Annotated in this window: 5 protein-coding genes; all 5 read right to left on the bottom strand. The window is 64.8% G+C overall.

Translation table 11 applies throughout. The annotated features are described in order from the left end of the window. Positions 1–200: 200 nt before the first annotated feature. The 5 genes from T8T21_RS18805 to T8T21_RS18785 all read right to left on the bottom strand — a co-directional run bounded on the left by T8T21_RS18805 (position 201) and on the right by T8T21_RS18785 (position 12909). The gene (locus T8T21_RS18805; RefSeq protein ID WP_322338143.1) at positions 201–662 is read right to left on the bottom strand and encodes a hypothetical protein; all 462 of its coding nucleotides are present in this window, start codon (positions 660–662) and stop codon (positions 201–203) included. A gap of 31 nt (positions 663–693) precedes the next feature. Beyond that, positions 694–2007 (bottom strand): HlyD family type I secretion periplasmic adaptor subunit, encoded by a 1314-nt coding sequence (locus T8T21_RS18800; protein WP_322338142.1) that lies wholly within the window; start codon positions 2005–2007, stop codon positions 694–696. A 21-nt stretch (positions 2008–2028) separates the two neighbouring features. Continuing rightward, a complete protein-coding gene (locus T8T21_RS18795) occupies positions 2029–4176 on the bottom strand; it encodes a cadherin-like domain-containing protein (RefSeq protein ID WP_322338141.1) in 2148 nt (715 codons plus the stop codon). Beyond that, on the bottom strand, positions 4173–5927 hold the full coding sequence (locus tag T8T21_RS18790; RefSeq protein ID WP_322338140.1) for a type I secretion system permease/ATPase: 1755 nt from the start codon (positions 5925–5927) through the stop codon (positions 4173–4175). The genes T8T21_RS18795 and T8T21_RS18790 overlap by 4 nt, the downstream gene beginning before the upstream one ends. A gap of 76 nt (positions 5928–6003) precedes the next feature. Further along, a complete protein-coding gene (locus T8T21_RS18785) occupies positions 6004–12909 on the bottom strand; it encodes a peroxidase family protein (RefSeq protein ID WP_322338139.1) in 6906 nt (2301 codons plus the stop codon). Between the last annotated feature and the right edge of the window lie 755 nt (positions 12910–13664).

Below are 13664 nucleotides of genomic sequence, written 5' to 3'. Positions count from 1 at the left end.
GAGAGTTCATGGCTGGAACATGAGCGCCTGCCCTGGCATGGGCTCAAGCCTCCTTGGTGAGGCCCAACTCTCCGGCCGAGAGAGGGCCGAGTGGCTATCGAATTGCCCGTTCGACGGGGGCGGCCGGAGATGAAGAACAGGGCGCCAGGTGGGCCTGCTCGGGGGCCGGGTCGCCGGCCCCGCAAAGGCCCTCGCAGGCATCAGCTCACATCGTCCGCGGGTTTGGACCCAGCCTTCTGGTCCAGCGCCGAGGTGGTGTATCCCGCGATGCGCCAGATGACCTCGCGATCGAGCTTGGTTTGCAATTCCTCGTTCTCGCTCTCCAGCGCCTGAAGCGCCGATCTCATCTGCCGGGCGCGGTGATAATGGGCCCAGCCGCCCAGCAGGAAGATGACCTGCGCGCCGATCAGCACGCTCGCCACCCTGAAGTCCAGCAGGAGATCGTGGCTGTACTGCAGATAGAGCCCCGCACCGGCGAGAGCGGTCGCGCCGATGAACATGGTCGCGCTTCTGCTGACGATGCCGGACAGGAGCGCCAGGGTGAACAGGACCATGGCCGATGGCTCGGTGAGCTCCGCCCACAGGATCTCGCTCCCCCCGTTCATGAACGCGTTCCAAGTCGGCACCACTTGCGTATTCAGGAATTCGGCGACGTTCTCCATCCCCTACCCCTCCCTCTCAAAAAACCACTGTTTATCTTTCCCGGAAGGCCCGGTTGAACTGGTCGGTCACGGGTTTCGCCAGATAGGACAACGCGGTGCGCTCCTCGGTCTGCACGTAGACCTCCACCGGCATGCCCGGCAGAAGCCGCTGGGACGGAAGCTTCTCGAGCTCGCCGTCGAGCACCTCGATCTCGGCCATGAAGTGACTTTCCCCCGTCGCCGCGTCGGTCGAGGCCGCGGGTGAGACATGCGCGACCCGGCCGATGATCTCCGGCGTGACCCTCTGGTTGAAGGAGGTGAAGCGCATCCGCGCGAGATGCCCCTCATCGACCCGATCGATGCTGGCGGGGCTGAGCTTGACCGTCACCTTCAGCGCCGCGTCATGCGGGACGATCGTGATCAGCACCTCCGCGGGCGTCACGACGCCGCCGATAGTGTTCACCATCAACTCGTTCACGGTGCCGGTGATCGGGGCCTTGATATCGCTCCGCGAGAGGCGATCCTGAACCGCCATTTCCCGGTCCCTGAGTTCCGACAGGCGGGTCTCGATCTGGCTCAGCTCCCGCTGCGCCTGGGTACGGGCGTCGTCGTCGACCGCGAGGATCTGCAGGCGGATTTCGCTGATGCGGGCCGCCGCGCGGGCGAGTTCGGCGTCGATCCGCCCCGCCTCTCCGGCGAGCCGGGCCCGCTCCCTATGGATCGACGTCAGACGCGCATCCTCGACGAGGCCGTCATCGGAGAGCTTCTTCATCCGGGCGACATCCTGGGAGACGAGTTCGATCTCCTCCTGCTTCGAGAGCTTCTGCGCCCGCAGCCCCTCGATCTCGTCGCCGATCTGGCGAATGCTGAGTTCGAGCTGCTGCTTCTGGTTCTCACGGGTCTTGGAGTTGCCGTCGAAGAGCCGTGTCTCGCCCAGCACCAGGCTCGCGACGCTGCCTTCGGCCTTCTCGAACTCTTCGGGAAGTTCGATCACGGCGAGGCCATCGCGTTCGGCCAGCAGTCGCAGCCGCCTGACCTCGTTCTCGTTGATCTGGGTTCTGATGATCGAGAGCTCGGCCTTCGTCTGGGCGTCTTCGAGCCGGATGAGCACCTGGCCCTCCTCGACAACGTCGCCCTCGCGAACGGCGATCTCCTGCACGATGCCGCCGTCCCGATGCTGAACGGCCTTGAGTTCGTCATCCACGGTGACGGTCCCCGGCGCGATGACCGCGCCCGTCAGTTTCGCCGTCGCCGCCCAACCCCCGGCGCCGACCACGAGGAAGGTTCCCAGCAGGATGCCGGTGGCGACGCGGGCCCGAATGCCCTTGGAGCCATATCGCTTGGACGCGTTCGCAGTATGTTGCATGGAATTTTCCCCCGCCTTCGGTCAGCAAGCGCTTGCTTGGATAATGAGAGAGTGGTGGCCATTCAGGATGAACGATATCTCGTAGAACTGGTCACCATCGAGATCGGCCTCGAGGACGGTCCTGTCGATCTCCTCCGTCCGCTCGGATCTGTAGCGGATCGGGATATCGACGGCGGACGGGCGGGCATCGAACACGACATCCTCGTAGTCCTCCGGCCCGTCATCATTGCCGTGCAGGATGTCCCACTTCGACAGCTTCAGGTGATCACCGACCTTGAAGTCGTGGATCTCCATCCTGTGCGCCTCGAACCGGCCTTCGAAGAAGTCCTCCCAGAGATCTTCGGTCGCGAACTCGAACCGGTTCTGACCCGCGCCGCCCGTCACCGTCACCGGCTGCGCGCCGAAACGGATCAGGTCATTGCCAGCCCCGGCCACCACATGTTCGAAGTTCGAGATGAAATCCTGTCCGATCTCGACCCCGGTCACACGCCCGGCGGCGAGGTCGATCACGAGATCCTCGGTGGCGGCCGAATAGTCGATCCGGTCGACACCCTCTCCGCCGTCATAGTGGTCGGTGGCACCATCCGGGGTCGCGACGACGATGTCGTCGCCCGCGCCGCCATTCACGATGTCCGCGCCCCGGCCGTCTTCGATCAGGTCGTCGCCTGCCTCGCCGAGAAGGATATCGGCCCCGTCCCCTCCGACCATGTGGTCGTTGCCATCGCCGCCGGTCATGCGGTCGTTCCCGCTGCCGCCGCGCAGGACATCGTTGCCGGCGCCCCCCTCCACGAAGTCGTCGCCCCTGCCGGCGTCGATCGTATCGTCGCCGTCATCGCCGAAGATCATGTCATTCCCGACATTGCCGATGATCCGGTCGTTCCCCTGACCGCCGGAGAGGACGTCATCGCCGCTCCCCCCATCGAGGTGATCATCTCCCTCGCCGCCGGAGAGCTCGTCGTCTCCGCTCTCCCCGAACAGGCGGTCGTTCCCCCTGCCGCCTTCGAGGAAATCGTCGCCGCCGCCACCGAAGATGATGTCGTGCCCCGGCCCGCCATGGACCCAGTCGTTGCCCGGACCGGCGAAGATATGGTCATCCCCGGCCCCGCCCTGGATCAGGTCGTCCCCGGCGCGTGCGTCGATCAGGTCATCCCCGGCCAGTGCACGGATGTCGTCGTCGCACATCGTGCCGATCAGAATGTCGTCGCCCTCGGTGCCGAGGATGTCATGGGTGGGCGTGACCTCGAACTCCAGGGTCTGCTGCACGCCGAGGCTGCCGTCGCTGATGGTGTAGGTGATCACCACCGGCTGAACCTCGCCCCCGGTTTCGAACTCCCAGTAGCCTTCCGGATGGAAGGTCAGATGCCCGGAGGAGGCCGAGACGTTCTCGACATGGAGTTGGTCGCCATCGGGATCGGTCGCGCCCCGCAGCAGATCCGCCAGGCTGAGCGACAGGATCGCGCAGACCGACAGGTCGTTCAGGTAGAGCGGCCCTGACACGCGCGGCGCCCGGTTGCTCGTCTTCGCGCCGTCGCTCTCTTCCCCGTCATCGGTGCTGTTCTCGGTCGCACCGCCCGGCGCTTCGGTTTCCGGCGGGCTTTCCTTGGCGGGAGCCGGGTCCTCGCCCTCGACCTCCTGCGGGGTCTTCACTGGCTCCTCCTTGGAGGGCTTCCTGAGCTTCGGCGGGGCGGCCTTGTCGCCGTCGATCACCCTGCGGAGATGTCCGGACAGGAGCGGATGTTCATTGGGAAAGCCATTCACGTTGGCTTCCGACGGAACATAGGCCACCGGCTTGAAGATCGCCGGATCCAGCTTCGCCTCTCCGGTGAAGAAAGCGATGGTGTCGGAGTTGGGATCGGCGGCCAGCAAGGTCTTCACGGTGTGGCCGTCGAACTTCTCTGGCAGCGGGGAGGTCTCTTTCGGAAAGGAATGCTCCTCCTTGCTGTCCGGAACCGGCCGCGGCTCCTTCTTGATCTCCCGGTGCTCCTTGGCCCCTGCCGGCGCGGCGGCTTCGACGCTCCCCGACAGGGCCGTCTTGAGATAGACGGCCACCGCGATGAGCCATGCGCCCGCCTTGGCCAGCCCGAACGGTTTGGCGACCGTCCGCCGCGCATAGGGCTCGGCGGGATCGGCGCTCTCGACCGCGCCCTTCGTGCTCTTGACCGAAATCATGACGCCGTCGCCACAGCCGGGGCCACGGGGGCCGTTGCCACCTTGGGCTTGGGCGTGCGCACCTGCCCACCGACGATCTGGTCGCGCGGACCGAAGGCCGAAAGCTTGCCCTGCTGAATGACCGCGACCAGATCGACCGCCGCCAGTGCGCTCGGACGGTGAGCGATCACCACGACGATCCCGCCGCGCGCCTTCACCGCCTCGATGGCCGCGGTGAGAGCCGCCTCGCCCTCGCCGTCGAGGTTCGAGTTGGGCTCGTCGAGGACCACCAGGAACGGGTCGCCATAGAGCGCGCGCGCCAGGCCGATCCTCTGCCGCTGGCCGCCCGAGAGGGAAGTGCCGTTCGGGCCGAGCCGGGTGTGATAGCCATCCGGCAGCCGGACGATCATCTCGTGCACCGCCGCGATGCGGCCCGCCTTGATGACGCCGCGCGGATCGGCTTCGTCGTCGAGCCGCGCGATGTTCTGGGCGATGGTCTCGTCCAGCAGGGAGTATTCCTGCGGCATGTAGCCGACGAAATTGCCCAGCTCCTCCTCGTTCCACTGCGCCAGCTCCGCATCGTCGAGCCGGACGCTGCCGCGCAGCACCGGCCAGATGCCGGTCAGGGCGCGCACGAGCGTCGTCTTGCCGCCGCCGCTCGGGCCGATGACGCCGAGCGCCTGGCCGGCCTGCACCTCGAAGCTGACCTCGCTAAGCAGGACACGCCCCGAGCCGGGGGCCGCGACGGTGATGTTCTCGACCTTGAGCGAGCGCTCCGGTGCGGGAAGCATCATCTGCACCTTGGCCTGATCGAGAATGGCCACCGTGCCTTTCAGGCGGTCGAACGCGGTCCGCGCGCCCACCACGTTCTTCCAGTTCCCGATCGCGAGATCGACCGGGGCAAGGCCGCGGGCAGACGCGACGGACGCCGCGATGATGGCACCGGCGGACAGGCTGCCCTGAATGGTCAGATAGGCACCGAGGCCAAGCACCGACGATTGCAGGATCATCCGAAGCACCCGCGAGATGGCGCCGAAGGTGCCGACGATGTCGTTGGTGCGGGTCTGCAGGTCGAGATGCTCTTCGTTCGCGGCCGCGAAGCGGCGCAGCGCCCGGCCCGAGATCCCCATGGCCCGGAGGCATTCGGAGTTGCGCGCGTTGGAATCCGCGATGGCGTTTCTCTGGATATACGCCTCATGCGTCGCGGTGCTCAGCTTGCGGGTCAGGATCTCCGCCAGCAGGGTCAGCGTCGTCAGGACGATCGCGCCGCCCAGCGTGAGCATGCCGAGGGCCGGGTGGAGCATGTAGACGAAGGCGACGAACACGGGCACCCAGGGCAGGTCGAACAGCGCCATCGGCCCCTGGCTCCCGAGGAAGCCGCGCACCGTATCGACGTCGCGGCCGCGTGCGAGGGCCTCGGCCGTCGAGAAGCCGAATCTCGGCATGTCGATGGCCACCTGGTGCGCGGTGGGAGCGACCTTCCGGTCGAGCTCAGAGCCGACGCGGACCAGGATCTGCGACCGGACGATATCGAACAGGCCCTGGAAGAAATACAGGCCGACCGCGAGGACGGAGATGGCCAGCAGGGTCGGAATGCTGCCGCTCGTCAGCGCCCGGTCGTAGATCTGCATCATGTAGAACGCGCCGGTCAGCGCCAGAAGATTTATGATTCCGGAGACACCGAACAGGAAGAAGAAGACGCCCCGGAATCCCTTGGTCAGTTTTTCTCCGGACTTTCTCTTCGCCTCGGCCTTGGCTTCTGCGTTTGCCATCAGAGTCACTCCACCCCTGTAACCGTGAAACTGGAAAATTCGGGGCGGGCGGGGATGTCCCCGCCCGCCACCGCACTCAGAGGGTCAGCTGGAACTCGCTGACTTGGCCGCTCTTGATCCCGATCTCGAAGTCGGCCTCGTCATCATTGTCGACGTTGCCGCGCAGCACGGTGTAGGTCCCGTCCTCGCGCATCTCTTCGGAGATCATCAGTTGGCCGGCACCCGAGAAGCCGTCTGATACCAGGGTGAAGCTCTGATTTCCGGCGACCTGGCTGTTGGCGTCTATCGCGCTGAGGTCGATCCGGTCGCCCGACTGGAGCTTGACGATCGTGTCGCCATTGGCATCGCCGGCCGACAGGAAGCGGAAGATGTCGTTGCCGTCCCCGCCGTCGATGACGTTGACCGCCCGCGACGCGGTGATGACGTCGTCCCCGCTGCCGGTGACGATGTTCTCCACCCCCTGGAGCACGTCCCGCCCGGTCTGGGAACTCGCGACCATGCCGCGCCCTCCCGCACCGGTGCCGAGATCGGCGGTGATGTTGGCGGTGATCGCGGACATGTCCAAAGTGTCGTTGCCGTATCCGCCGCCGAAGTCATCGCCGTAGTAGGTGTCGTTGCCGTCTCCGACCTCGGCCACGAAGGTGTCGTCGCCCGCGCCACCGAAGACCACGTCGCTGCCCGCGCCGGCATTCACCATGTCGTTGCCCGACCCGGCCAGGATGCGGTCGTTGCCGGCGTCGCCGTAGAGCATGTCGGCGCCGTCGCCGCCGAGCACGTCGTCATCGCCGGCGCCACCGAAGATGACGTCCCGACCGGCGTCGCCGGAGAGGAAGTCGGCGCCCCGGCCGCCAGACACGATGTCCGCTCCGGCCCCTGCGAGGATCGTGTCACCGCCACCCAGGCCGACGAGCATGTCGTTGCCGGCAGTGCCCATGATGTAATCGGCGCGTTCGGTCGGCGTGGCGGGCGGCTGAGCGGCGACCGGCGGCTGCGCCGAGTCGTCATCCTCGTCGTCGTCCTCGTCGGACGCATCGGCCTCCTCGCCCTCGGGCTCTTCCGCGTTCTCGGGCTCTTCTTCCTCGAACTCGTCCTCACCCTCCGGCGCTTCTTCGCCCTCGGAGTCTTCGTCGTTCTCGGAGGTTTCCTCGCCTTCCGGCTCCTCGTCGCCTTCGGACTGGTCCTCGCCCTCCGGCTCTTCCTCCTCCTCGAACGCGTCCTCGTCATCGAAGGCTTCTTCGCCCTCGAACTCCTCCTCCGGGTCCTCCTCGGACTGTTCGCCGTCCGGCTCCTCCCCCTCGAACATCTCGTCGTCGTCCTCGGGCGGCTCGAAGCCGTTGTCGCCGCCGGTGTCCGGCACCTCGTACTCGTCGTCGTTGTCTTCCGGCTCCTCCATATCGCCGTCGCCATCGTCGATCTGGGGCGTGCCCTCGCCTCGGGTGAAGACGACCGCGTGGCCCTTCCCGTTGGTGAGCGTGCTCGTCCCGTCCTCATTCTCCACCAGGGTGTAGTCGGCGACCTTCGCGCCCTTGGGCAGCACGATCACGTCCTGTGGACGGAGCGTCCCGATGATCCTGTCATCGCCGCCACCCGACCGGAAGTAGATGCGGTGGGCCGAGGCCAGACCCGTGATGTCGATGGTTTCACCCGCCGCCGAACCTTCCAGGGTGATCGTGTTGTAGGACAGGTTCGTATCGGTGAAGTCACCATGAACGGTGAAGGTGTCGCCGCCGCCCTTGCCGTCGATGACGATCTCCTCGGTGTTGCTGAGCAGCGCGACGGTTTCGCCGTTGCGCTGGATCACGATCTCCGCGCCGCCGGTGGCGATGCCCGCATCCTGCGCTGCGATAGCCGTGTAGATAGCGTAATTTTCGGTACTAGAGTCGCCGATGATGTGCACGGTGTCGTGGCCGTCACCGCCATCCATCTGATCGCGGCCGTCTCCGACACTACGAACCATGGTGTCATCGCCGCCGCCGCCGAACACGGTGTCATTGCCCTGACCTCCGACGAGCAGATCCTCGCCAGCGCCACCCCGAAGCTCGTCGTTGCCGCCGCCTCCGAAGAGGAGGTCGTTGCCGGCATCGCCCTCGATGAGATCTATAGTGTTCTCACCGGCGATGAGGTCATTCTCAGTGGTCCCGACGCGGTTGTTGTCGCCGGGATCGGACCTGCTGATGCGGTAGTCCGCTCGTCCGAGGGCATAGCCTCCGAAGGAGCCGCCGTCGAAGTTGATGAACTCGACCCCCCGTTGGGCATTTGCCCCGAGGAAGTGGTCATCGACCGTGACCTGCTGGCCGTTATAGCCGATCACCAGATCTCCGGCGGCACCGCCGCCTTGGCTGTCATGCGCGGACAACCCGTCCAGCGCCCGGCCGCCCGCCTTGATCACGATGCGATCCTCGGCGCCTTGGCCGTTCGCCTCGATGATCCGGTCCGAACCATCGGCCAGATGCATGACATAGGTGTCGTTCCCGGTCCCGCCGCGCAGCACGTCATTGCCCAGCCCGCCGATCAGCCGATCGTCGTTGGCGTTGCCGACGAGCCGATCATTGCCGAGCCCGCCGATGAGGATGTCGTTCCCCTGGCCGCCGCGGATGATGTCATCGCCATCGAGCCCGAGCATGATGTCGTTCTCATCCGTGCCCTCGAGCGTGTCGTTCGCCGCGGTGCCGTTGATGATGCCCACGACGCCGTCCCGGAACTGCAGCTCCTCGATGTTGGACAGGATGTCCCTGCCATCCGACGTCCGGTTCTTGCCGGTGAGCGGGTCGAACGGGTTGCCGGCGTTGCCGTCCTCGGCATCGGTTTCGCTGGCGATGACATGCTGGACCACCAGCCGGCCATCGCTCGTGCCGTCGAAGTCGTAGTTCACCCGGTCGTCCCAGTAATGGGCCCGGTCGGTGCCGCTGTCGTCGTAGAGGATCTCGCGGACGATGTGCAGCTGCCCCGGGTTGTAGACCCGCTCGAGCATCAGCACCGAGAGTGGCCGGCCGCCATGCAACTCGAACCCTGCGGCCGAATAGACCTTGGCGTGCATCCCCTCGGTCGTCGCGATCTCGACGCCGTTCGCGTCCCGGATCGAGATGCGCACGTTGAGCCAGGCATCCCCGTCGATGACATCGTCACCGCCGCGACCCTCGAAGAGATCGCTGCCGCCGCCGCCGAGGAGGATGTTGCCGCCGACGAACACCTGCTTGATGTCGCCCTGCGCGCCTTCGGCCAGGTTCTCCCATGAACCGTTGGCCCGGTACTCCAGCTCCCGCATCATGTCGGGGGTGATGAGCTTGTTCAGGCCCGCGATCCGGTCGATGCCCGCCTGGTCGAGTTCGTTGTACAGGAAGTTGCCTTCGGGCGTCGGGTCGTAGACTTCCGGCACCTCCTCCTGCTTCTCCTCAACCAGCATGAAGCCCGGGTTGTTCACCCCCTCCTCGACCGGCACACCGCCCTCGTCCTCCGGCGGTTCGACCTCTGCGTCCTCTTCCTCGACCTCGGTCTCGGCTTCGAAGGCGCTGTCGAAGACGCGGTCATCGCCTCTCAGGATGTCGTCGAACTTCCAGCCGGACAGGGCCTCCACCTCGCCGAACCGGTCGCGCACCACCTCGAGCGGCAGCGTCGAGAACAGCGGGAAGTTGAGGTCCGCGTTGGCCGCGACCTTCTGGCCCTTGTGGATCACCCAGTCATGGCCCCACATGCCCATGTTCTTCTGGATGCCCTCGCCGGCGACCATGATGTCGTCGCCAGAGTCGGCGTCGTAATCGGTGTCACCCTGGCCGCCATTCAGGACGTCATGGCCGACGACGGTCGAGTTGAAGAAAATGTCGCCGTTGTCGCCGACCACCATGTCGGCACGGGACTTGCCCTCGATCCAGTCGTCGCCCTCGTTGCCGAACAGCACGTCCTGGCCGTCGCCACCAAGGAGGAAGTCGTCGCCTTCACCGGCGCGGATCTCCGAGCCGTCCGGACCGGTCATCAGGAAGTCCTTGCCGGTCCCCCCGAAGATCAGGGCCATGCCGCTGCCGGCATGGATGACGTCGTTGCCTTCGTCGCCCTTGAAGATGTCGGCCTCGCCGATATCGGTACCGGAGTTGGTGATGATGTCGTCGCCCTTGCCGCCGCTGACCATGTCGACGCCGTAGCCGGCCTCGATCCGATCGTCGCCGTCATTGCCCCAGACCGCGTCGTCGCCATCGCCGGCCACGATCACGTCGTTGCCGTCGGATCCGCTGACGATGATATGGTCGGCGCCGTTGTAGCGGATGTATTCCGCGACCCCGTCGCCATCAGCATCGCGCCGCTCCACGAGTTTGGTGAATGCGCCGAGCGTCTCTTCGTCCTGCTCGGGATCGGCCTTGCCCGTCATGCGCATCTGCTTGGCCATGTCCATGTAGAAGACGTGGTCGCTGGTCGCGAAGACGTCGGCCGGGATCGCGAAATCCGTCTCGCCGATATCCGTGTTCGCCTGCACCATCTTGGCCAGAGAGTTGTTCTCCAGCTCGGTCAGCAGGTTACGGCCCTGAACGCGGGACAGGTAGTAGAAGCGGTCCGCGTCCTGCAGGTTCTCCATCTGCATCTCGAAGACGAAGGCGAAGGTCGATCCGAGCATGCCGCCGAAGGACATCTTCTTCTCGGCCAGGCCACCGACCCAGAGATCGATGTTCTGCAGGCCACCCAACCGCGGATCGTTCGCATAAGCCCCCTCGCCGTTCAGGAACTCCATCCGGTCGGTTGGCGCGTCGTCACCGCCCATCACGATGGCCCAGGCCGCGTCGCGCTTGCCCTGGATGGTCGTGGCGGACGTGATCGTCTCGTGGGTGCCGTAGGCCGCGATGAAGTTGATGATCGAGGCTGGGTTCCTCAGGTTGAGCGCGAAGTCGCTCCAGTTCTCGTAGGGCCTGAGCTGGGTGTCGCCATTGGCCATCTCCATGAATTGGCCACGGGCCTCGTTCAGGGTCGGCATGCCGGTGTCGCGCCCCCGGGCGATGTTGATCGCCGCGAGATCGAGCGGAATGCCGAGCAGCTGGTTGCGCAGGGTATTCGTGACGAACTCGTCGATCTCGTTTCCGGCCTGGCCGGTCATTCCCCGGATGATTGCCCCCGCCGCTTCCCTGTGATCGACGGTGACGACGCCGTTCTCATCCACGGCGCCGAAGGCGAGCGGGTTAAGGAACGCGTCGAAAAGGTCCATCGAACCGCTGCGGTCGCCATCCGCGGTGATCATCTCGACCGTCTCGTTCAGCATCGAGTGGCCGAAGCGATAGATGACATGGGCGAATTCGGCGAAGATGGCCGGGTTCATCTCGACGTCCGGCTGGACCACGAAGATGTCGACATCCGGCTGGATCTTGCGGGCGAATTCTTCGAAGACCAGGTGCTGGTACTGCATCTCGGTCGCGAAGCGTGCCGCCTGGAACAGCCGTTCTCCGTCCCAGGAGCCGTCCGGGAGCTTCCATTGGGCGATCAGGTTGGCGTTGCCGCTGGCCTCGATGGTCGCCTTGATGTCGTCGACTTGGCGATTGTGCTCCGAGTGGAAGATGTGGTGGACGGCGGAGAGGCCGATATTCTCGTTCCCCCGGCCGTCGCCAGTGATGTAATGCGCGTCCAGCAGCTCGTTGTCGTATGCGAGGTTCTGCCCCATGACGCTCGGGACATCGTTCCCAACCTCGATGTCGGCATCGGCGACCAGCTGACCGTTCGCGTCCTTCACGGGCACGGCGCTATGGGCAATATCGTCGAGGAAGGCATGGCCCGTGCGGGCCGCCGACACGGTCTGCCCCTCGATTACCGGGACGTTGATCCCCAGCGCAGGGTTGTAGACGAGGGTGCCAACCGGCAGCTGGATCGCCGAGGGGTCGACCGGGTTGTTCCGGTCGCCTTCGACGTAGATCGCCTCGAGGATCGGGTTGTTATCGGCATCGTCGTCGATCTTGGCGAAGGCGGCGAGGATCTGCGGCAGGCCGTTCTCGCCGCGGATGAATTCACCATAGGGATCGACGAGCAGCTCCGGCACGGAGCTCACATCGAGATCGGTCAGATCGATGCCGAGCTTGGACTTCGCCTGCGCCTTGACGTCCGCCCAAGTCGCGAGGCCGCGCGCCCCTTCGAGCAGGTGGCCGGTGGCCACGGGCTTGCCGTTTTTGACTTCGTACTCGCGCAGGAAGACCTGATGCGACGCGCTGGAGGTGTAGGTCTGGTTCTGGTCGACCCAGGGGGTGGTCACGTTGCCCCCCACGGCTTCGTCGGTCGTCACGCGCGAGATCGCCATGAAGTTGGTATACGGTGTCGCAGGATTGTAGAGCGGGTCATCCGGGTTCAACGGCATGTAGACCGTGCCATTGCCCCCCTTCTTCACGAGGTCCAACCCGTGATCGAAGAACTGGCCGAAGAAGGTGAAGAAGGAGTTGAAAGGCGCCGAGACCCCGTCATCAGGGGCCGAGTTCCGCAGCATGATCGTCCAGCCGTCGAGCTCGATGCCGTAATCCTCGAGGAACTCTCCATACTGGGCCCGAAGCGCCGCGTCGTCCAATCCATCGGGGTTCGCCCGGATCTCGGCATACTCGGTACGGATGGCCTGGATCGCGCTCAGAATATTGCCGTCGTAGTCAGCAAGCCGAAGGGCGGCATAGATTGCCGCCGGGTTCTCCGAGGTCTGGTCGACGATCAGGTTCGAGATCAGGCGAGGCTCGCCATCCATGACGTCGCCGGTTTGGCCGTAGTCGTTGTTGCTCGAGAAATGCGGCCCCATGCTGCCGCTTCCGGTCGCAAAGGACGGATCCGTCAGCCCCGGGAACAGCTCGCCGGACGCGCCCCACTTCTCCCTGCCAGCCCCGAAATTGTTGAAGCTGCCATCCACGGTCCGCAGGCCATGCGGCAGCAGCGGGCTCCCGATGAGCTGGTTCAGGGGGGTTCCCGCCGAGTGGGCCTCGGCGATCTTGATTTGGTCGAGAATGAACTGAATGTCGTTCAAGTTAAGCTTAACGGCCATCATACGCTCCAATAAAATTTAAAACGGCACTTTTAGCTCGTGGCAGAAGGCGTCGATGGCGACGCAACCGCTCACCGCCCCCGGAGAAGGGGCGAGCCGCAAGAAAGAATTTTGATAAGTGGCAGCACCTGGCGCCGAAGGCATCAAACGTCGACAGCGCGACTTGCTGCCCGCCCTACGGCCAGCAGAACCTATCAATCGTCAAGTCAGGGAAGCGGCCAAGTTCGTCCGAGAACTGTCAGCCCGAATGGTCGGTGCGCTCTGTCAGCACACAACCCACGCAGAAACTCGCTATACCGAAAAGCACCATGCTTTAGCATTAGCGCGCAGCAGCAGATCCAATCGATCCACTAACAGAAGGACTACCCACTCCCAACGCTGGGATCGTTATTCATATCGTGATACGCCTCCCCGCCAATCCATCCTAGGCTTCAGCTAGCCAAGATTCTCTTCTTGTGTCTAGAAAAAACCACAATCAGGAGGCGTAGTATCAGGGTTCCATATAGATCCACTAGATTAAGTAGTGGACTCTCCCTATGACGACGATACTAGCCAAAATATCGAAAGCGCATATAATCGCCGGCCATCCGGATGCGCTTCAATATAGATAAAGCGCGTAGCGGTGACCCTACCACGCCACGGCCCACAGCCCTGCTGAGGTTGCGTGGAGCGGGTGCTGACAGGCGTATGATCTAGGCTCCGCCTTGCCTGACAGAAGGCGCATCTGCGGCCTCAATCCCTTCAGAATACTGATG

Origin of the sequence: Limimaricola variabilis, from assembly GCF_034371605.1 — a bacterium.
Classification (GTDB): Bacteria; Pseudomonadota; Alphaproteobacteria; order Rhodobacterales; family Rhodobacteraceae; genus Limimaricola; species Limimaricola variabilis.
This window is presented reverse-complemented; position numbering and strand designations above follow the sequence as displayed.